We start from the raw sequence: 20,798 nt of genomic DNA on the forward strand, positions 1-20,798 counted from the left end.
TAGCATTATATAAGTTTTGTTGGCAATAGCTTACAGAAAATCCCTTTAAGAAAATCGTACGCTATTAAATAACTACCAAATTAAGGGGTTTTAACTGTGGAAAATCATAATAAACCAAAAGAACTCCTCGCTTTTGGAAGAGTCCTTCGAGAACTTCGAAAAGAAAATCAAATGACGCAATATCAATTGAGCTTGTATTCACGTGTTGATCGATCATATATAAGTGAGTTAGAAAATGGAGAGAAGGCCCCGTCCCTACTTACCATTATTTCTTTGACTAGGGCACTTCACATTAGCCTTGCTGTTTTTTTTGAAAGATTTGAAGATAAAATGAAGCTATAAATTGATTCTGATTCATCATAATTCAAAATCGCTCACTCACTACTAAGTACGATAGCCCGTTTACCATTATTTTATTATTATTCAAAACAATCCCACCAAAACTTCAAAGTACCTCCTTCGCCTGTTCATTTGTATTTTTGGGTTTACAGAAAGCTTAATTACTATTCTAATTTTGTTTAATTAGCCTAATTACAATACGATTGATTGCATTTGTTCTGATCGCGTTCTGTTACTTTTATATCCCCCTACGTTCAGATAAAACCCTGGTTTTTTGCAGCTCAAAATCCTTGTTATATCAGCATTTTTTGCCCAGAGGATTTGCTCGTTTTGCATTGAACCACCAATTTGGAAAATACACATCTTCCAAAAAAGCCCCTCAACCTATGAGGTGCAAGGCTTCCAGGCGATTCGACAAATTTTTCGACCGCTGCACTTTATCTAGAAGTGTCGTACCTTCAACTGAATGCACTTCAAATGAACAGTTTACGTGCAAGACCAATTCTCTACAATAATCTCTTTCACTATAGCCTGGGATTCTCTACTTGTACAGATCATAGGGAGCTTTATCTTCCACTATTCCCTACAGTTCAGCGAGGCAGCGTGTTAACTTCGCTTATATAATCTCACCTTCAAACACCGAATTTCACTTCAAATCCAAGCATTCTGAAAATTACTCAAAAAACCATGCCCATCTCCAATTGGTCTACTACCAAGCCATAGAGGTTTCATCTCACCAATGACGCGCTTGATCAGCTTATAAGCTTCAAATCAAGTTAAATTACACTAAAATTCACTTGGCTTAAAATTTACGTCCCAAAAGATTCATTAACGATTGAAACCGTGATGATTAAGATGCTAAGCCGGATCTTATTTTCGAGTAATTATCTGGAATCTGCACAAACTTACAGATGGCCTCAAAGTCTTGCCCCTCCCATATACCCGGGTTTAAGATGAAATCACCATATTTCTGTTTATTTTGGCAAACAAGTTTGTAAAAATGTCGCATTTATAATTGAACATCCTTAAGCTATTTTGATAAAATTAATTATCAAACTAATTATGATGATTTTGATTTATCACTCAAAATAATTACTTTCCAAAAGTATCATAAGATTCGAAATAGGGGGTAGTTAAATGCCTGAAAAAAACGCAATGAACGAATTGTTATTAGAAATTGCCAAAGATCTAAAAGAAATCAAATCCCAAATTTCAAAAGGCTTCGATCAGATTGATCAACGATTTAATCAGATCGAAAAACAATTCAATCAAATCGAAACAAGAACAACTAGATTAGAAAGTGATATGTACCAATATAAATTTGAAGTCCGCGAGTAGCGGACTCTTTTTTAATTGGCCTCATGGAAAAATGTTTTAATCTAAATCTAGTCTTAATCTAAGATTTTACTTTTGAAATGCTATGTCCTGATATGTATCTGAGAAAATAGGGCAGTCATAATCCAATTTCGCGTATGTTGACACTACGACAATCCACTACATAAGCTAAAATGGCCGTACTCTTATATCCTACTACGTTCTGATAAAACCTCCCGGCGTCGGACGGTTTCATAACCTTCTCCGTTCTTTATCCCACTACGTTCAAATCCCCCCCATGCGTGAGGTGTACACGTAAACAAAACATTACTTTATATCCCACTACATTCAAATAAAACCCTCATTTTTTGCAGCCACAAAACCTTGTTGTATCAGCCTTTTCAGGTTAGGCTATCTATTCATTTTGCATTGAACCGCGAGTCCTGTAAATAGAGTCTTCTTAAAATTCACTCTTAGCCCTTACGGTATAAAGGATGCAGGCGATTCGGCAAATTTTTCGTCTAATGCATATTAGAAGTAATCGCACCTTAGTCATATCTCTTTTATACTGCCTTTAGTTTTCAATAATCCTACCCCATACTTTCAATGAACATCTCTTCTTAAAGCATTCGGCGCAATTCCCTGGTCTTTCCTCCAAATATTCACAAGCATATATTTTGTTCATTTTGTGCCTTCCCCACCCAAAAATAAAAGACCGGCATCCTCCGGTCCTTACAATAAACTGATTATGAGATTTCTTCCAGATCGTATTTTTTGATTTTATTGTAAAGGGTGGCCAGGGAGACGCCGAGCATTTGCGCGGCTTGTTTGCGGCCTTCTAAAGTATTGTCCGTCCGCTTCAGCGCTTGGGCGATTCCTGCGCGTTCCGCTTGCTCGACCGCTTCTTTCAAACTTCCGCCGCCTTGACTGGCCGGCCGCCGCTCCGCGTGCTCCTGGCGGATGTAATCCGGCAGGTCGCGCGGCGTGATCATGTTCCCTTCGGCCATGCAAACGGCGTAGTCGATCACGTTTTTGAGCTGGCGAACGTTGCCGGGCCAGTGATACCGGGCGAAAATATCCATCACCTCCGGCTCGACGACGTACGCTTCGGCATCCTCGCCGTTGGCCCGCGCCTCGTGCTTCAGCATGGAATCCACAATCGCTTCGATATCGCGGTGCCTGGCGCGCAGCGGCGGCAATTGCAGCATAAAGGCGTTAAGCCGGTAAAAAAGATCCTCCCGGAACCGCCCCTTCTCCACCATCTGGGCCAAATCCTTGTTAGCCGCGGCGATCACCCGCACATCCACCTCCAGCTCATTAACGCCGCCCACCCGGCGGATGGCCGATTCCTGCAGCACCCGCAGCAGCTTGGCTTGGATATCGTAAGGCAGCTCCGAAATTTCATCCAGAAAAAGCGTGCCTTGATGCGCCAGCTCAAACAGGCCAAGCTTCCCCCCGCGTTTGGCGTTCGTAAAAGCGCCCTCCTCATAGCCGAACAGCTCGCTTTCCAGCAGCGCTTCGGGGATCGCGGCGCAGTTGACGGCCACGAACGGCTTATCGCTCCGGCCGCTCTCATTGTGAATCGCCTGAGCCAGCAGCTCCTTGCCGGTCCCGCTCTCCCCGTAAATCACGACCGAAATCGCGGACCGGGCCACCTTTTTCGCCTTGGCGATCACCGCTTTCAGGTCACCTTCCGCGCCGATGATATGCTCGAAGCTGTATTTGGCTTTGCTCAAGCTGTTCATGCCTTGCTGCAGCCGTTTGAGTTCCTTGCTGTTCTTTTCCAGTTTCTTCACCAGCTCATGGACCTCGACGGCGCCTTTGCAGATCGATACCGCTCCTTCCACCCGGCCGCCCAAAACGATCGGAGCCATATCGACGACGTACTCGACATTCCGCTCCTTCCGCCGCAATCCGACCACGACCTTATTCTGTTTCATCACCTCCACCAGCTGCGCGTTAGGGCGAACCGACAACAGCGGCTTGCCGACGATCTCCGCTTCGGTCACCCCGGTGATCCGGGTATACTCGGGATTGATGAACAGTACGACGCCTTCTTTGTCAATGACGAGCAGCCCATCCTGAATTGAACGGAGCAACGCGAAAAAGTAATCAGCCAACGAACCGGACGGCAGCTGCAGCAGTTCTCTTTTATTCCACATAACGCCTCCTTGAATACGGTTTCATCCTATTTTAAAAAAAGAAAGAAGCGCGATCAATGCGCAAACCGCGCTTCTTTTGCCGTCATACACACGGCACAGCATGCTTCTTTACTGCCACCTGCATAGCACACAATTCTAATCCAGCTCGATCTCCAGCTCCAAAAACGCCGAGGAAAGGCTTTTGCCATGCATATCGATCGCCAGCGAACGGGTAACTCCGCCGCCCAACGCCTTGGACATGACAAAGTTCAAAGCATGCAAACGGGGCAGCTCATAGCGTACCACGTTCCCCTGGACAATATCGCCGAAAAACTCCCGCACCTTCTCCGCGGTGACCTGCGCCTTTACGGCTTCATAATCGGCTTCCTTGTACACGATCAGCGAAATGTTGGAGATATCGCCTTTGTCGCCTGTCCGGGAATGGGCAATTTCACGCAGCTTCATCCTCTACACCTCCTCGTAAAATACGGCAATCTCAATATCATCGGCCGGCACCAACACGGACGCAATCGAGACAATCTCTTTGACGCCCGCCCGGGCTCCCCCGCCGCCGGCCGGCCCGTTGGTGTACAGCGCCTCCACTTCATTGCCGATCAAGGCCGCATGCTTGCGTTCGAGCGTTCTTCCCGCCACCCGCAGGCGGACTTCGCTTAGTCCGTTAAAATCAGCATTAATCATACGGGAAATTTTATTTCCGTACAATGAATTTACTCCGATGTAATCCACACGCAGCTCCTGGATCGGCACCTGCAGCAGCTCCAGCCGTTTGGCTACGATTTCTCCGGCCAGCTTGGCCCGTTCGTAAGCCCCGCTGCCGCCGTAGCTCATCTCGCCTTCGCCGATATAACAATCTTGATATCCCACGCTCGTCTTATAAAAGCCCGTCTTGGCTTTTCCCTTGGCCCCCGTCACTCTAACCTGGTTTAATCCGATTTCTTCAACGGTCAGCTCCGTAAAATCGGCCACCACATCAGGGGTCAGATAATTGGCCGGGTCGTGAATTTCGTACAGCAGCTGTTCTTTAATCGTATCCTTATTGACCACGCCTCCGGTATCGGGGAGCTTCTCGATCACAATATTTCCGGCGCTGTCGACCTCGGCGATCGGAAAGCCGATGTTCCACGGCTCCGGCACGTCTTTGTAGCCCGGATCGGCGTAGTAGCCCCCGGTAACCTGCGCTCCGCACTCCAGCAGATGCCCGGCCACCGTCCCGGCGGCCAGCAGGTCGTAATCCTCCATGCTCCAGCCGAATTCATAAACGAGCGGGGCGATCGCCAGCGCCGGGTCGGCCACACGGCCGGTGACGACGATATCCGCTCCGTTACCCAGCGCTTCCACGATTCCTGCGGCCCCGATATAGGCGTTGGCCGAGACGATCGACGAGCGCAGGGAACCAAGCTTCTCGCCGGTTTCGACGGTCGGGTAGTCGATATATCGGTCGATTTTGTCCGCGATATCGTCACCGGTTACGGCGGCGATTTTCAGTCCGGTAATACCGAGGCCCTGGGCGATCTCTTTGATTTTTTGCGCCGCGGACAGCGGGTTGGCCGCCCCCATATTAGTAATGACTTTCACATTATGCTGCTTGCAAAGGGGCAGCACTTTGACCATCCGGTGCTCCAGCAAATGGTTGTAGCCCTTCGTCGGGTCCTTCAATTTCTGCTGCTGCGCGATCGCGATGGTGCGCTCCGCCAGACATTCGAACATGATATAGTCGAGGTTGCCTTTTTCCATCAGCTCCAAGGCCGGTTCCAGACGGTCTCCGGCGTACCCCGCTCCCGCGCCGATACGGATTGCTTTCATTGCTTATCAGTCCTCCACTTTTTTGTCTTCTTTATATCGATATGGTTCCTGTGATGAGCGCTATCGCGGTAAACACAAGCGACGTGCCCCAAGCCCACTTGAAGGTAAACTTCTGATGCTCCGCCAGGTCCACCTCGGAGAGGGCGACGAGCAGAAACGTCGACGCCGTCAGCGGGCTAAGCGGAAAGCCGACGGTCATCTGTCCGAAGATGGCGGCCCGCCCGATTTCGATCGGGTCCATCCCAAAGTTGGCCACCGCTTGGGCCAAAATCGGCAGCATCCCGTAATAGAAGGCGTCCGGCGTAAACACCAAGCTCAGCGGCATACTGATGACGGCCAGAATCAGCGGCAGGAACCGGGCCATCGAATCGGGCACGATCGAGACGAGCGAATCGGCCATCGCGGCGATCATCCCCGTGCCGTTCAGGATGCCGGAAAAAATGCCGGCCGCAAAAATCATGCTGGTCACGAGCACAATGCTTTTGGCATGCGCGTTCAAACGCGCCGACTGGTCTTTCAGGTTGGGATAATTGACCAGCAGGGCGACCGCAAACCCAATCATAAACAAAATCGTATGCGGAAAAATATGCGTCATCAGACCAACGATCAACAGCACCGTGAACACCGCGTTGAACCAGAACAGCTTGGGACGGCGCATCGCCTTTTGTTCCTCGGTCAATTCATCTTCCATGTTGTAGTTGAAATCAATGACGCCCAGCCGCTTGCGCTCCCGTAAGCCCAGGAAAAAAGCGACCGCCAGCACGTAGATAATCCCGCCGGCCATGGACGGAAGAATCGCGGTGAACATCTGGCTGGCATCGGTTTGCAGCGCGGACATGGCCCGCGCCTGCGTCCCCGACCAGGGAACGAGATGCATCGCCCCCGCCCCCAAAGCGACCACGCAAGGCAAGATCAGCTTGTTGATCCCGATGCGCTTGTAAATCGGCAGGAAGGCGGTGATCGTAATCATAAAGGTCGCGGTTCCGTCGCCGTCCAGATGGACGAGCATCGTCACGGCGGCCGTGCCGACAATAATTTTCAGCGGATCGCCTTTGACGGCGGACACCACTTTTTTAATTATAGGGTCAAACAGACCGGCATCGGACATCAGCCCGAAGTAGAGTACGGCGAACATGAGCATAATGCCCGTCGGGGCCACCTGGATCACGCCGTTTAAAGTTGCCTCCCCCAGTTGATCCCAAAATCCGCCGATCACCGCGAACAGAACCGGCACGATCACCAGCGCGACAATGACCGAAACCTTTTTGGTCATGATTAAATACAGAAAAAGCGCAATCGTCAAAACACCTAGCAAAGCCAGCATATTCTAACCTCCGGATACAGACTGTACTGCAAAATAAGCCCCAAGCGCTATACCAGCTCCACGATCGTGGACACGCCCATGCCGCCGCCGATACACAGTGTAGCCAGGCCGCGTCTGGCGCTGCGCCGCTTCATTTCGTACAGCAGCGTCACGAGCACCCGCGCGCCGCTGGCTCCGATCGGATGACCCAGCGCCACGGCGCCGCCGTTGACGTTCAAGCGGTCCTCCGGAAAGCCCAGCTCGCGGGCCACCGCCAGCGCCTGCGCCGCAAACGCCTCATTGGCTTCGATCAGATCGATGTCGGCCACAGTCAAGCCCGCTTTGGCCAGCGCCTTGCGGGTGGCCGGGACCGGCCCGGTGCCCATGATCGCCGGATCGACGCCGGCACTGGCATTGGCGCGGACAACGGCCAGCGGCTTAATGCCTAGCGCTTCGGCCTTGCTCCGGCTCATCAGCACCAGCGCGGCCGCGCCGTCGTTGATCCCCGACGCGTTGCCCGCCGTTACGCTGCCCGCCTCGGTAAAGGCCGGTTTCAGCTTTGCCAGTTTCTCTACTGTAACCCCTTCGCGCGGGCTCTCATCTGTGGCAAAAATCACAGGCTCGCCCCGGCGCTGCGGCACGGATACGGGCACGATCTCCTCGGCGAACACTCCTTTGCGGATGGCCTCGACCGCTTTTTGCTGGCTGCGGGCGGCGTACTCATCCTGCTCCGCGCGGCCGATGCCGTACTTCGCGGCGATGTTTTCCGCCGTGATCCCCATGTGATAACCGCCCATGGAGCAGGTCAAGCCGTCGCTCACCATGCTGTCCACCGCTGCCCGGTCGCCCATGCGGTACCCTTGGCGCGCTCCGGGCAGCACGTAAGGAGCGGTGCTCATCGATTCCATGCCGCCGGCCACTACGATCTCCGCCTCCCCGCTATAGATGGCCTGGGAAGCAAGGTGAACCGCTTTCAACCCGGACCCGCACAACAAGTTCAACGAAGTCGCCGGCACCTCCTGCGGCAATCCCGCCAGCATAGCGGCGCGGCGCGCCGGGTTCTGCTTTTCGCCAGCCTGAAGCACGTTCCCCATAAACACTTCATCCACCATGTCCGCGGAAATCTGCGCCCGGCTTACCGCTTCCCTGATTACGGCGGCGCCAAGCTCCGCGGCGTGAACCTCCCCCAGCGCCCCCATAAACGCTCCAATCGCCGTACGTACGGCGCTGACAATAACTACCTCGTGCAAATCGCTTCCTTCCTTTCGTTTAAAGAGATTGTTTTTCCCGGTGCCGGAAAACCGGACTTTATGAGCTCGCACTTAAAGTTGCGGCAGATTAACGGCAAAAGACGCCGTTGTTTTTGCTTTTACCGTGTCCAGGTCTACGCCGTCCGCCAATTCGATCAGCTCCAGCCCCCGCTCCGCAAAGCGGAACACCGCCAGCTCAGTGACGATCATGGACACCACGCCGACGGCCGTCAGCGGCAGCGTGCAGCGTTTGACGATTTTCGCCGCGCCGCCCTTGGCGCAATGCTCCATGGCGATGATGACTTTTTTGGCCCCGGTGACTAAATCCATCGCCCCGCCCATGCCCGGCACCATTTTTCCGGGAACCATCCAGTTGGCCAGATTGCCCTGCTCATCCACCTCAAGTCCGCCGAGCACGGACACGTCCACATGACCGCCGCGAATCAGCGCAAACGACACGGAGCTGTCGAAATAGCTGCCCCCGGGACGAAGACCGGTCGGCTGGCCGCCCGCGTTCACCAGATCCTTGTCCGTCTGCTCGTTCACATCCGTCAGGCCGATAAATCCGTTTTCGGATTGAATCTGAATATCGATCCGCGGGTCCAGAAAAGCGGGGATCAACGTGGGCAGCCCGATGCCGAGGTTCACCACATCCCCGTCGCGGATTTCCTGCGCCACCCGTTTGGCGATTTTCTGTTTGCCCGTCAGCGCCTCCGTTTCGCTTCCCTTCATTCCCGTTCACCTCCGCATTGCACGATTTTGTCCACCAATATCCCCGGAGTGACAATGCTGTCCGGGTCCAGCTCGCCGGTCTCCACGATCTGCTCGGCTTCCGCGATCACCAGATCCGCGGCCAGGGCCATGATCGGGTTGAAATTGCGCGCCGACTTGCGGAATACCAAATTGCCCGCCCGGTCTGCCTTGTAAGCTTTCAGCAAGGCCACGTCGGCGCGCAGCGGAGTTTCCAGCAAATATTCCCGGCCGTCCACAGCCACCTTTGGCTTGCCCTCTTCCACCAGGGTGCCGAGCCCCGTGCGGGTCAACACGCCGCCCAAGCCGGCGCCGCCCGCGCGGATCCGTTCGGCGAACGTGCCCTGCGGGGTCAGCTCCACCTCCAGTTCGCCGGCGATCATTTGCCGGCCCGTCTCCGGATTGGTGCCGATATGGGAGGCGACCAGCCTCTTCACCCGGCGCTGGACGATCAGCGGCCCGCAGCCTTTGTCGACCGTCCCCGTATCGCTGGAGATCAGGGTCAGTTCGGCCAGCTCGCTGTCGAGAATCGCCCGCACCAAGCCCTCCGGCGCGCCAACGCCCATAAATCCCCCCATCATGACCGTCATTCCGCTCCTCAGGAACGAAAGCGCCTCGTCGAGCCGAATTACTTTGTCTTTCAATTTTCCTTTCACCTCGTTGCAGCAAAAATGTGGTTCAATTAAACTAACAAGCAAAAACCGTGCCAAACTCCGATGATAGTGGCGGAAAAGCCCGGTACTCCAGCAAAAAATAAAAATCCGGAGGCAATGTCTCCGGACCGGACGGCCGTCAATATTTCTAAATATTTAGAACAGAACCCGCTTCATGGAAGATGGTTCCACGATCCGCAAGCGTTCCAGCTTTTGATAACGGAATCCCAAATATTTAGAAGAAAAGAAAGCAAACGATGCGTTATCGCTCATTTTTGAACCCAATGTGAACTTTGGCCAAAAAAATATTTTTCCCCCGCCTAAAAAGTAAAGGCTAACTTCTTTTTGCGAGAAGGCGGTGTATCATATTAAAAAATCGCGCTGCCCGGCGTGGCGTGAATCACCACCGTTATTTGGAAAGGAGTTCATCCGCGTGCGTACCCAAATCCAGAACAAGCAACGCCAATCCGTGCAATTGAACGTCAATCCGCAAATGCTCCAGACGTTTCGGCTGCTTGCGATGCCGAACGGCGAATTGGAACGCCTAATCAGCGAAAAGGCGCAGACCAATCCGTTTATCGAAATCCTGCCGCTGCGGCCAAATAGACGTATGTCCGCCGGCCTATCCAGGCAAATCGCTGCGGGCTTGTCCACTGAACTGCTGGGCTATAAGTTGAAAGCGAAAACAACGAGTGAAGAGGCGATTTGGGAGGAGTTAAAATTCAGCGTGGATGATCCTAAGGTGAAAAAAGCGCTGCAATTCCTGATCGGGAATTTGGACGAAGCGGGGTATTTGCCGCCGGACATCGACCGTCATGCCGAACAGGCCGGCATTTCCCGCGCCGCGTTCGCCAGGGCGCTTTGGCTGCTGCAGCAGGAAGGCGCGCCCGGGATCGGTGCCCGTTCATTGCAGGAGTGCCTGGAACTGCAGTTGATTCGCGAAGGCCGGAAAAACTCCCTGGCCTATATAATGGTGCACAGCTACATGGAAGAAACGGCGCGGGGCGACCTGCCAGCCATTGCCAGGGAAACCGGGGCTCCGCTTGCAGAAGTGGCGGAAAGCCTGGCCCGCATCCGTAAGCTGCAGCCCCGGCCGGGATTGGTTTACGAGGACGCAGAGCCCGCCCCGGCAGTGAAGGATATCGCCGCCAGCGTAACGATGGCCGACGGACGCCTGAAAATCGCCTTGAATTCGCTCAAGATCAGCCTGTATGAAGAAACTGGCTATCTCGAAAGCATGAAAGAGGCATGTTCCATTGAGTTAAGGCAAAAGATCGAGGAGGCGAAAGCGCTGGCCCAACAGCTGGATTACCGGCATACAGCGCTGTTAAAAGTGCTAACCGCGCTAGTGCGGAAGCAGAGGGCTTTTTTCCAAAGCGGCATCCATGAACTCAAACCGCTTAAGCTGGAACAAATCGCCGGCAGCACGGGAATGCACCCGTCCACCGTCAGCCGGGCGATCAAAGACAAATGGCTGGATACACCTTGGGGCGTGTTCAGCTTCAAATATTTTCTGGCGGGGGGAATTGAAGCTGAGTCCGGGGATATGCTCGCCGCCGGCGCGGTCAAACAAATGATCCGCGAGTTGATCGCGGGCGAGGATAAAAGGAAACCTCTTACGGATCAGCTCATCAGCGATCTGCTTCAAGAGCGGGGGATCTCCATCTCCAGAAGAACCGTCGCCAAATACCGGACGCAAGCGAAAATCGCCCCGGCCTCGCAGCGTAAATTGAACCTCCATGTATAAAGGTAAAATAAACCCGGAAATAACAACGTGCTCCCGCGGAATTTTATACTTTCTGGCTGATATGCTGAAAAAGCCTGCAAAAGCGCAGGCTTTTCCGTTTCCTAGCGTCCTCAGTCCTTCCGCTCCTTGATCATCTCCAGAAACTCGAGAATGATATCGGAAACGGCGTCTTCTTTAGACATATGGATAAACTTGCTTGTATGCAAAATGTCGCCTTTAAACAACTCAATCAGCTTTAACGTTGATTCGGGATCGTTCTCCCTCGCTTTGCGCAGCAAATTCAGGAACTCTTCATCATCCGGGACAGCTCTTTGATCATCTTTCGTTTCCATTTGTTCACCCCTTGCTGAGTCATATTCAACTCGCGGGCGACTTCCCCCTCAGTTTTGTCCTGTAGAAAGAGTTTGTGGATGATCGTTTTCCCCGTATCGGAAGGAAGCGCATTAATCAACTGTCTCACAACGATTTTGTTATCAGAAGATGAGGTGAAGCAGGTTACGGCCGGCTCGACTCCATTGAACGAACATTCCCGTTTTCTCACAGTCTTGGCTTTGTACTGAACCCTCCAAGCGATCCGATAAACTTCTTTGCGATATTGCTCGTACACGGTGTGTTGTTCTTTCATAACGACTTCCCCCTTTCATTTTCATCTTCTATATATAGGGAAATTCTGGCGGGCCATACACAACCATAATTATATAGCTAATTATTATTATAACATTTTTTCTAATTATTGGTTGTACTTTGCCCAAATAAATTTCACTATATAAGTGAAAGGCCCAAAAAATCAAAGGAGGTATTAGCATGCAGGTTGCGGATATCGTGTCGTTGGTTGCCAATGTCGGGTTTCCTGTCACGTTGTGCTTCATTCTGATCAAGTATGTGCTGCAGACCGTCGGCGATAAATTGGGCAAGATCGAAACCTCGCTTGAGGAGCTTTCCGAGCAGGTGCAGCAGTTGGAAAGCATGGTGGACGAAGAAAAAACGGGAAACGCGTTCTCGACGAAAAAAATAATCTAAGAAACTTTCAGACTTCCCGACTGGAAAGGTTGTACCGCCGGGGCGGCTAAAAGCTGCCCCTTATTATACATATTCCCGGATGCTTCATTTTAGAACATTCACCCCACCTCCATCCGTTTTCATTCCCTTCGGCCGCACCGCAATCCGTGCAAAAAAATCCCGCCAAGGCTTCTCTGGCCCGACGGGATAAAGTTTTTACGCTTGCTTTTCAAACGGATAACGCAGCCCCCACGGTTCGCGGATCTTATCGAGCAGGCGCATGATGGCCAGCGACTCGTCCAGCGGGATTTCCGCGCTTTCGGTCAGCCCGGCGCTCAGGGCCCGTCCGACCGCCTCCGCTTCAAACACATAACCCTTCGTTGCACGGTCGTCGACAAACGTTTCCGCTTCTTCCCCGTCCGCGTACAAGGTGGCGGTTTTGGCGTTCAAGAAGCCGGGGACGTATATTTTCCCTTGGGTGCCGTGAATGTAAGCATCGTTGCCGATCGCCAGCCGGACGCCTCCGTTCAGGGAGGCGATTTGGCCGCCCTCATAAGTGAGCAGCACGGAAAAATGCTCGTCCACTCCGGTTTCCCCAAGATGGGCCGTGCTTTGGATATGCTGCGGATTGGCGCCCAGCACCATCGCGGCGAAGGAAACCGGATAAATGCCGGCATCCAGCAGCGCGCCTCCGCCAAGCTCCGGGTTGAACAGGCGGCCGGCCGGATTCCAGTCGGCGCGGAAGCCGAAATCGGCTTTCACCAGGCGCACCTCTCCGATCCGCCCGGCGGCCAGCCATTCCCGGACCCGGCGAATCGCGGGCAGAAACCGCGTCCACATCGCTTCCATCAGAAACAGCTTGCGCTCCCGCGCGTAGGCGACGAGCTCCTCCAGCTCGGCGCTGTTCACCGTAAACGGCTTTTCGCATAGAACCGCCTTTCCGGCCCGCAGCGCCAGCATGACATTGTCCTTGTGCAAAGGATGCGGAGTCGCCACATAAACCGCGTCCACATTGGCATCCGCAAGAAGCTCCTCATAGCTGCCGTAAGCCTGCGGGATACGGTATTTATCCGCAAACGCCTTGGCTTTTTCCAGCGAACGCGAGCCTACGGCATAGGCTTCCCCATTTCCGGCATGGGCCAGATCCTCCGCGAATTGCTCGGCAATCCAACCGGACGCCATAATGCCCCACTTGATTTTCGCCGTTTCTCCCACTTGCGAATCCCCTCCTGAGCCAAACGAAATTTTCATCATGATTATACTCTTTTCGAGGAAAGCAAGGAAATCACCTGCCATACCGGGAAATATAAAAAACCAAATTCCATATATTGATATTGTTGATTAAAAAGGATATTATTGGATTTAGATACGGCTGGAGGTGCACATCCGGAGCGTATCCGCCGGTGGAAGCAGCATACATTTTTGACCCACCAAAAAATTTCGTTGGAGAAAGGGAGGTATGTGAGTTGAAAAAAGCCCTAGCCCTTATTTTGTCCAGTGTAATTTTGGTAGCGCTATCAGGAATAACACCAGCGAAAGCCGCGTCCCCGATCGTGGTCAATTCAACGATTGTGGTGAAAGCGGGGGAAACGTTTGACGGGAAAGGCCAGACATATGTGGCGAATCCCGCCACCTTGGGAGACGGCAGCCAGGCCGAAAACCAGAAACCGATTTTCAAACTGGAAAACAACGCAACGCTGAAAAACGTCTATATCGGCGCACCGGGCGCCGACGGCGTGCACGTCTACGGCAACGGCACCATCTCAAACGTGACCTGGCTTGACGTAGGCGAAGACGCCCTGACGCTCAAAAAGTCCGGCACGGTCAATATTACCGGCGGCGGAGCGTATAAAGCTTACGATAAAGTGTTCCAGGTCAACGCGGCCGGCACGATCAACATTAAGAATTTCAAGGCCAACGACATCGGCAAATTAGCCCGGCAAAACGGCGGCACCTCGTATAAAGTCGTGTTCACGCTGGATAATTCGGACATTTCCGATGTGAAGGACTCCATTTTTAGAACGGACAGCAAAACGAGCACGGCCAAAATCACAAACACGCGGTATCATAATGTGCCCACGCTGTTCAAAGGGTTTGCTTCCGGCAACACCAGCCAGTCCGGCAATACGAAGTATTAGAGGCGGCTGTCCCGGAGCATTTTGTAAATACTCCAATACACCCCGGGAATAACGACAAAAAGGGCCTTATTTTCCCGAAAAAAGGGGGCCTGCAGAAATAGAGGAATTTATTGTCCCTATTTGAATAAGGTGAGGGCAACCAGGTGCTTTTTCCCATCCTAGTCCCAAAATAACGACATGAATTCCCTCTATTTTGCGCAGAAGCGAGCAAATCTCGAAAATAACGGCACAAATGGTCTCTATTGCCAACAGAGGCTCGGCGGCGACGATTTCGCTGGCGACGACCAGCGAACCGGCCTCGGCGACCCCGCGAAATCCGCCGCCGATGCCTCCGGGTTTGCGCAAAAAGGGAGCGCTGGAGAAATTCCTCCGGCGGTCTTTTTCGATCAAAAAATTACACTCCGGCGGCGCTGATCCAGGCATCCGCGATCAGCCCGTGTCCCGCTGCCGAAGGGTGGACGCCGTCCGGCGCCCAGTAAGCCGGCTCCGCTTTGGCGGAAGCCGCCGCAAACAAGCCGTCGAGCGGAACCAGGATCGCTTCGAATTCGCGGGCCAGCTCGCGCACGATGGCGATCTTCGGATCAAGGTCAGCGCGCCACTGTTTGCGGTCCTCCGGAACCGGCAGCACAAACGGCTCCAGCAAAATCAGCTTCGCGTCCAGCCGCTCCTTGGCGCGCTCCAAGATGTTGCGGTATAACGCCGCAAATTGCTCCGCGCTCGTCGCGTCGTTCGAATCGTACCGCCGCCAGGTGTCGTTAATGCCGATCAGGATCGATACCCAGGTTGGTTTGAGGTCAAGGCAATCCCGGTCCCAGCGGTTTTTCAGATCGATGGCCCGGTTTCCGCTGATGCCGCGGTTTACAAAGGCAAGGTTTTTCTCCGGGAACAAATGTCCCAGCCGCGAAGCCACCATCAGCGGATAGCCGAAGCCCAGCGAGGCGCTGTCCTCGTAATTCCGCCCGCAGTCGGTAATGCTGTCTCCTTGAAACAATACGACGTCGTTCTCCTTAAAAATCATGCGTGACTGTTACTCCTTTCGTTTCCCCAGGGTTAGTCCGGCTTTCGGAGCGGATCTTATGTAAGCGTTGTCGATTCTGGGCTGGCAAACCGCCCGCTGTCGTACGCATTTATTATAAGCCATTTGCCGGCTTGCCGGAATACGGCGATTTTCGGACAATTACAGGGCGGTTGCCGGGCAACCGCCGGTGCGATCGCCCTATTCTTCCGCGTCTGCGGCGGCGATCGCAAACGTCACCACCGCTCCGCCGTCCTCCGCGTTGCCGGCTTTGATCCAGCCCCCGTGGCTTTCAACCAGCCGCTTGGCGATGTAAAGTCCCAGGCCGGAATGGCCTTCCGCCTGCCCGCGCGCTTTGTCGGCCCGGTAAAAACGCGCAAACACCTTTTTCTCCTCCCCGGGTTTAAAGCCGGGACCGGTATCCCGAATCCGATAAAGAACCTGCCGCTCTTGGGTTTTGAGACCGACTTCGATGCGCCCGCCTTCCGATGCGTAAGAAATGCTGTTGGAAATGATATTGCCGAGTATCCGCTCCAGCTTCTCCGTATCGATCCGGTATACTCCATCGGCCCCTTCCGGGTGAAAGAGAAGGCGAATCCCCTTGTCCCTGGCGGCCGGTTCGAATTGCCCCACCAGCTTTTCGGTCCAGGGAATAAGTTCGACCGGCGAGACGTCAAGCCGCCCTTCGAGCCGTTCCACCTCGGCGCTGTATTGCAGCTGGCGCACGAGCCCGGCGCTTTTTTGCGCATTGTCGTGGATCACCGAAAGATAACGGCGCTGCCTATCATCCGCGGCCCCGGATTCCAGCAAAGCCTCGGCATAACCCGAAATGAGCGATACCGGCGTCTTCAGATCATGGGCCAGCGCTTCGACCATTTCGGCTTTTTCCCGCTCCAGCCGCCACTGCGCGGACAACGACGAGCGGAGCTCCTCCTGCATCTGCGCGAACGCGGCGCACAGTTGTCCGAGTTCATTGCCGGAGCGGTATTCAATCGTGAAGTCCAAATCCTTGTCGGCAATTTTGCGGGACGCCTGCATCAGCATGCGGATCGGCTCGTTCATCCGCCCGGCGATTCGTCTAGCGAACAGCAGCGTAAACAGCAGGATGTAAAAAAACGGCGACAGCAAAATAGCGATGTAAACGGCCGCCAGCCAGCCGCGGCCTTCGGCGTACGTCGGGCTCAGCGTGTAGGAGAGCAGGACGGCCCCTGAAATCCGCCCGTCCCCGCCGATCACCGGCACCGTCTGGACATACCGGCCGCGGAGGCCGGTCACCGTGTTCAGCTTGTCGTACAATTGCCGTTTTCCTGCGAAAATTTGGTCGTGGAGAGTTCCATAGATATAGTCTCCTTCGCCGTCGACCACCTGATAAAGGAAGCCGGCCGCGGGCACTTGGGCTTCCAGCGCTTCCCTGCGGGACGGATCGAGCAAAGCCGTATTTTCCTCCCTGATGTATTCCTTAATGCCCGGAATTTGTTTTTCGTAAAAATTGGCCGGATAAACGCTGCTGTTCTCCATCCGGGTGAACAGCAGGACCCCAAACGCATAGGTGATAACGGTAGCCGCCAAACTGAGCGCAAGGATCAGCGCAAAGCCGAGGGTAAACTGCGATTTCAGCGACCAATGGGCGATTTTTTTCATCTGCTTACCCCTTATTCCATTTGTAGCCGATGCCCCATACGGTCTGGATATAGTCCCCGGACGGATCGGCCGCGGCCAGCTTGGCTCTGATTTTTTTGATATGTTCAACGACGGTGGACGAGTCGCCTTCCGCATCCAAACCCCAAATCCGTTCATACATCTGCTCCCGGGAAAAAACCTGGCCCGCGTGCAGCGCAAGCAGCTCGACGATTTCGTACTCCCTCCGGGTCAGCGCCACCGGCGTGCCGCAAACCGTTACGGCCATGCCTTTCAGGTCGAGCTCCAGGTTCCGCCAGCGCAGAAGCGCTTGTGCCGCAGTTCCCGCACCGGTAGTGCCGGTGATATTCGCGGTGCCGGTGGTATCGGTGGTGCCGGTGGTATCGGTGGTGCCGGTGGTATCGGCGGTACGGATGGGGCCAGCGGCATTTGCGTTTTGTCTGGCGCGTTCCTCCCGGCGCAGATTGGCCTCGATGCGGGCAAGAAATTCCCGCAGGCCAAAAGGCTTGACGATGTAATCGTCGCCGCCGAGCGAAAAGCCCTTGACCCGGTCGTTTTCCGACTGCCGGGCGCTGACGAACAGGATCGGACAGCGGACGGTGTCACGGATCGCCCGGCACACCTCAAAGCCGTCCCGCCCCGGCATCATGATATCCAAAATGACCAGATCGGGCTGCGAGCCCGCCAGCTCGATGCCGCGGTCCCCGTCGTACGCGGCCAGCACGTTGTGCCCCCTGGCCGTGAGCTCATCCGCCAGCAGCTCCACCATGTCCCGCTCATCGTCAACGATCAAAATCGTACTCATCGCAACCTCCGCCATTTCTATTCGTAAGTTTTGCGTCCTTCCCAGCGGACAAACCATATTGTACCGCAGATTGCGAGAACGATAAACGCGGCGAGCGCCAACAGGAGGGCGGCGTTGGCCTGCCGGAGGTACAGCTCAAGGGCCAGGGCGCCTTGCCCCTGCCGAAATTCCGGCAGACGCTGCATCAACGGCAGCAGCGACAGCCGGACCGGCCAGGCCCAGGGGACGAATGTCCAAATACGGTCCCCGATGGCCGTGGCGCCGACGATCGCGGCGAGCAGAAAACCCGCCCCGCCGGCCGCGGCGGAAGCGCCCATCCCGTAAGCGAACGCCAGCCATAGATGCAGCGCGCAAAGCGCCAGCGAGCCGAGCGTCCCATACGCCGCTCCCGCGAGAAAAAATCCGGCATCGGCGTCGGCTATGCGAAGCAGCGTCCCCATGCCGGTGACGAGCAGCAGCGTGGCCGCGAAGATGCCGCAGCCGACGGGCAGCGCCACCATCAGCAGCTTGCCCGCGTAGCTCAGCGCCCGCGGCTGCCGCCTCCCGAGCAGCCCGCCGAAACGGCCGGCCTGCTCCTCCTGCATGGCGAGCATCCCGGACAGCAGGCCGATGGCGAGCGGCAGCGCGGAGGCGATCAATTGGAAGAACGCGTCATATATCGAGTTCGCCAAACCCGGCGTCACCGGCCGGCCCGAATAATACCACAGTAAAATTCCCGCGGCCAGCGGCGGCGCCGCGAACACGAGCCAGCGGTAGCCGGTGCGTTTGGTGAGCAGCCAGTCGGTGCGGAGTATGCGCAGAAGAGCCATCGTTAACGTACCTCCCTGCGGGAGTACCACAGTGCGGTCAGGAGCAAGGTGATGGCCAGAAACGCGATCGCAGCCGCGAACCCGGCCGGAATGACGGCGCGGCTAAGCAGCGGATCGCCGGCCGGAAGCGGGACGCCGTTCGGATGGACCCCAATGAGCGGGGCCATCAGGCGGGTTGGCCAGCTCCACGGGACGAGCAGCCAATACGGCCGCGACGCCGCAAGGACGCCGGCGAACATTCCGGCCAAACCGAGCAGGAGCGAGACGGCCGTGCCCTTCCATGCCGCCACGAGCAAATGCAGCGGAATCAAGGCCGCCGACAGCAGCCAGACCACCGCGCTGGCTATGGCAATGTCCGTGAAGGGCACAGGCCCCTCGGCGATCAGCAGGCCCGCGGTCACTACCGACGCGACCAAAACGGCGGAAGACGCCAGCGTGTGGCCGGCCAGAACAGCCGCTTTGGCCAGCCACAAACGCCGGGGCGAAACCGGCAGCGCCCGCAAGGAGCGTTCGGCGCCCGATTTTTTCTCACGTGCTTCCGTCAGACCGCACAATAGCGCGTTCCCGACCGGCACAAACAGCACCGGCCACCAGTTAAACACCATGAACAGGAGCGCGTCCCAGCCGCCGATCGTCTGATCGGGCATCAGTATTTTGACGACGATAGCGAACAGCACGAAGAACAAAGGAGCGCCGCAGGCCAGCTTCCTGGCAAATGTGCGTTTGGATTTCAAGATTTCCGCCCGAAGCAAGTTAAGCATGGCCCATCCCCTCCTTCACCTGGTTTTCCCGGACCACTTCCATAAACAGCGCCTCCAGATCGCTGCCGCGCCGGTTTGCGCCCTCGTAGCACAGGCGTCCCCCGCTGATAATGCCGATATCGTCGGCGGTATGCTCCACCTCGGTCAGGATGTGGCTCGACAGGATCACCGTTATGCCCCGCGCTGGAAAAGAGCGGATCAGTTCGCGCAGCTCCTGAATGCCAAGCGGATCAAGCCCGTTCGTCGGCTCGTCCAAAATCAGCAGTTTCGGGTTTTGCACAAGCGCGATCGCGATCCCCAGCCTTTGTTTCATGCCCAGCGAAAATTGGGACGCCTTTTTGCGGCCGGTACCGGTGAGGCCGACAGTCTCAAGCACCTCCCGGATCCGCGTTTCGGGCAGGTTCAGGAGCCGGGTGTGTACCAGCAGGTTTTCGCGGGCCGTCAAATTGCCGTACAGCGCCGGCGATTCGATCAGCGCCCCGATCTCGTTCAGGCAATCGCGGCTCCACAGCTTGCCGTTCATCCATATTTCGCCGGAGGTAGGCCGCAGCAGTCCCGCGATCATTTTCAGCGTTGTCGTTTTCCCGGCGCCGTTGGGACCCAGCAGGCCGTACACCGTGCCCGGGCGGATATGAAGCGACACGCCGGAAACGGCGGCATGTCTGCCAAAGCGTTTTTCCAGATTCACCGTTCGTAAAACTTCATTCATCTGCCATCATCCTCTGTCATTATTATGGGGGATTTCCCCCTCTGCCAGAGAGCTTATCAAGCAATTATAAAGAATCGCTAAAGATGATTTCGGGTGTCCGAAAAAATTCAGCTCCATTTGTTCAAAAAATTGTTTGAATTTTGACACAAAATGTTCAATAATAGAGTTAGACACAAAACGTTCATAATTTCTTCCTGCCGGTGAACGAATTCAAAGTGCGAATTCAAAAAGCCCGGCTTCACTTCGTGATCAAAAGGGACTTTTTGAATCACCTCTTAAAGGAGCTGATCCTCATGTGGCAAAACGGAAGCGATTCTAAAGGCAACGCATTTTTGTGGATTGTTGCGCTGGGTACGTTTTATGCCGTGTTCTATACGATGTTCACTCTTTTCTCGATTCATGGATAATAAAGCTTCATGTTTGTAACCGCTAACAGACAAACCTATACAACGACGTCCCTCCTATACAACGCGGTTTCCTTGTACCCATAAAAAAACAAACCGCTGTCCCGTCCGATCAGGCGAACCGGGTCAAGCGGTTTGTTTTTCGCTTTGCGCTCCATGCAAAAAGAGCGGGTGCCCGTTGCATCCCGCCCTTGTTTGC

At 54.7% G+C, this 20,798-nt stretch carries 22 protein-coding genes; 5 read left to right on the plus strand and 17 right to left on the minus strand.

Going from position 1 to position 20,798, the window contains the following annotated elements; all coding sequences use genetic code 11:
* Positions 1-96 precede the first annotated feature (96 nt).
* On the plus strand, positions 97-342 hold the full coding sequence (locus DYE26_RS16390) for a helix-turn-helix domain-containing protein (RefSeq protein ID WP_036625541.1): 246 nt from the start codon (positions 97-99) through the stop codon (positions 340-342).
* 1,134 nt (positions 343-1,476) lie between these two features.
* Positions 1,477-1,677, plus strand: coding sequence for a hypothetical protein (locus DYE26_RS16395; RefSeq protein WP_036625542.1), 201 nt, complete (start codon positions 1,477-1,479; stop codon positions 1,675-1,677).
* 722 nt (positions 1,678-2,399) lie between these two features.
* On the opposite strand, the gene DYE26_RS16400 is transcribed toward DYE26_RS16395, so the two are convergent.
* The 7 genes from DYE26_RS16400 to atoD all read right to left on the minus strand — a co-directional run bounded on the left by DYE26_RS16400 (position 2,400) and on the right by atoD (position 9,565).
* Positions 2,400-3,815: a sigma-54 interaction domain-containing protein gene (locus DYE26_RS16400; RefSeq protein WP_036625544.1), complete on the minus strand. Its 1,416-nt coding sequence runs from the start codon at positions 3,813-3,815 to the stop codon at positions 2,400-2,402.
* Between the two features lie 135 nt (positions 3,816-3,950).
* The gene (locus tag DYE26_RS16405; RefSeq protein WP_036625546.1) at positions 3,951-4,259 is read right to left on the minus strand and encodes an AtuA-related protein; all 309 of its coding nucleotides are present in this window, start codon (positions 4,257-4,259) and stop codon (positions 3,951-3,953) included.
* Between the two features lie 3 nt (positions 4,260-4,262).
* Positions 4,263-5,618 (minus strand): acyclic terpene utilization AtuA family protein, encoded by a 1,356-nt coding sequence (locus DYE26_RS16410; RefSeq protein ID WP_036625548.1) that lies wholly within the window; start codon positions 5,616-5,618, stop codon positions 4,263-4,265.
* A 31-nt stretch (positions 5,619-5,649) separates the two neighbouring features.
* On the minus strand, positions 5,650-6,942 hold the full coding sequence (locus DYE26_RS16415) for a CitMHS family transporter (protein ID WP_036625549.1): 1,293 nt from the start codon (positions 6,940-6,942) through the stop codon (positions 5,650-5,652).
* A 47-nt stretch (positions 6,943-6,989) separates the two neighbouring features.
* The gene (locus DYE26_RS16420) at positions 6,990-8,171 is read right to left on the minus strand and encodes an acetyl-CoA C-acetyltransferase (RefSeq protein ID WP_036625551.1); all 1,182 of its coding nucleotides are present in this window, start codon (positions 8,169-8,171) and stop codon (positions 6,990-6,992) included.
* Between the two features lie 72 nt (positions 8,172-8,243).
* Entirely contained in the window at positions 8,244-8,903 is a 660-nt protein-coding gene (locus tag DYE26_RS16425; RefSeq protein ID WP_036625552.1) for a 3-oxoacid CoA-transferase subunit B, read from the minus strand.
* Positions 8,900-9,565: an acetate CoA-transferase subunit alpha gene (gene atoD, locus DYE26_RS16430; protein ID WP_036625554.1), complete on the minus strand. Its 666-nt coding sequence runs from the start codon at positions 9,563-9,565 to the stop codon at positions 8,900-8,902. Before atoD ends, DYE26_RS16425 begins: the two co-directional genes overlap by 4 nt.
* A 442-nt stretch (positions 9,566-10,007) precedes the next feature.
* Here atoD and rpoN point away from each other — a divergent pair, with 442 nt between their 5' ends.
* A complete protein-coding gene (gene rpoN / locus DYE26_RS16435; protein WP_036625555.1) occupies positions 10,008-11,321 on the plus strand; it encodes an RNA polymerase factor sigma-54 in 1,314 nt (437 codons plus the stop codon).
* Between the two features lie 110 nt (positions 11,322-11,431).
* On the opposite strand, the gene DYE26_RS16440 is transcribed toward rpoN, so the two are convergent.
* Together DYE26_RS16440 and DYE26_RS16445 are read right to left on the minus strand one after the other, a co-directional pair.
* Entirely contained in the window at positions 11,432-11,653 is a 222-nt protein-coding gene (locus tag DYE26_RS16440; RefSeq protein WP_036625556.1) for a hypothetical protein, read from the minus strand.
* Positions 11,602-11,946, minus strand: a complete 345-nt coding sequence (locus DYE26_RS16445) for a sigma-70 RNA polymerase sigma factor region 4 domain-containing protein (RefSeq protein WP_036625558.1) — start codon at positions 11,944-11,946, stop codon at positions 11,602-11,604. The genes DYE26_RS16440 and DYE26_RS16445 overlap by 52 nt, the downstream gene beginning before the upstream one ends.
* Before the next feature lie 179 nt (positions 11,947-12,125).
* On the opposite strand from DYE26_RS16445, the gene DYE26_RS16450 reads away from it, so the two are divergent.
* Positions 12,126-12,341 (plus strand): hypothetical protein, encoded by a 216-nt coding sequence (locus DYE26_RS16450; protein WP_036625559.1) that lies wholly within the window; start codon positions 12,126-12,128, stop codon positions 12,339-12,341.
* Positions 12,342-12,536: 195 nt separating this feature from the next.
* On the opposite strand, the gene DYE26_RS16455 is transcribed toward DYE26_RS16450, so the two are convergent.
* Positions 12,537-13,535 carry a Gfo/Idh/MocA family protein gene (locus DYE26_RS16455; protein ID WP_036625561.1) on the minus strand — a complete coding sequence of 333 codons (999 nt, stop codon included), beginning with the start codon at positions 13,533-13,535 and terminating at the stop codon, positions 12,537-12,539.
* A gap of 272 nt (positions 13,536-13,807) precedes the next feature.
* Here DYE26_RS16455 and DYE26_RS16460 point away from each other — a divergent pair, with 272 nt between their 5' ends.
* Positions 13,808-14,458, plus strand: coding sequence for a pectate lyase (locus DYE26_RS16460; protein ID WP_371861021.1), 651 nt, complete (start codon positions 13,808-13,810; stop codon positions 14,456-14,458).
* 66 nt (positions 14,459-14,524) lie between these two features.
* On the opposite strand, the gene DYE26_RS33900 is transcribed toward DYE26_RS16460, so the two are convergent.
* The 7 genes from DYE26_RS33900 to DYE26_RS16495 all read right to left on the minus strand — a co-directional run bounded on the left by DYE26_RS33900 (position 14,525) and on the right by DYE26_RS16495 (position 20,195).
* Positions 14,525-14,848, minus strand: coding sequence for a hypothetical protein (locus tag DYE26_RS33900; RefSeq protein ID WP_036625563.1), 324 nt, complete (start codon positions 14,846-14,848; stop codon positions 14,525-14,527).
* A 4-nt stretch (positions 14,849-14,852) separates the two neighbouring features.
* Complete coding sequence (locus DYE26_RS16470) at positions 14,853-15,476, minus strand: SGNH/GDSL hydrolase family protein (protein WP_036625564.1); 624 nt, start codon at positions 15,474-15,476, stop codon at positions 14,853-14,855.
* Between the two features lie 198 nt (positions 15,477-15,674).
* The gene (locus tag DYE26_RS16475) at positions 15,675-17,114 is read right to left on the minus strand and encodes a sensor histidine kinase (RefSeq protein WP_036625566.1); all 1,440 of its coding nucleotides are present in this window, start codon (positions 17,112-17,114) and stop codon (positions 15,675-15,677) included.
* A 4-nt stretch (positions 17,115-17,118) separates the two neighbouring features.
* Positions 17,119-17,916, minus strand: coding sequence for a response regulator transcription factor (locus DYE26_RS16480; protein ID WP_036628714.1), 798 nt, complete (start codon positions 17,914-17,916; stop codon positions 17,119-17,121).
* Positions 17,917-17,933: 17 nt separating this feature from the next.
* A complete protein-coding gene (locus DYE26_RS16485) occupies positions 17,934-18,725 on the minus strand; it encodes a lantibiotic immunity ABC transporter MutG family permease subunit (protein WP_036625567.1) in 792 nt (263 codons plus the stop codon).
* A gap of 2 nt (positions 18,726-18,727) precedes the next feature.
* Entirely contained in the window at positions 18,728-19,486 is a 759-nt protein-coding gene (locus DYE26_RS16490) for a lantibiotic immunity ABC transporter MutE/EpiE family permease subunit (protein ID WP_036625568.1), read from the minus strand.
* Positions 19,479-20,195 carry a lantibiotic protection ABC transporter ATP-binding protein gene (locus tag DYE26_RS16495; RefSeq protein ID WP_036625569.1) on the minus strand — a complete coding sequence of 239 codons (717 nt, stop codon included), beginning with the start codon at positions 20,193-20,195 and terminating at the stop codon, positions 19,479-19,481. The genes DYE26_RS16490 and DYE26_RS16495 overlap by 8 nt, the downstream gene beginning before the upstream one ends.
* Positions 20,196-20,798 lie beyond the last annotated feature (603 nt).

Origin of the sequence: Paenibacillus macerans, assembly GCF_900454495.1 — a bacterium.
GTDB classification, from domain to species: domain Bacteria; phylum Bacillota; class Bacilli; order Paenibacillales; family Paenibacillaceae; genus Fontibacillus; species Fontibacillus macerans.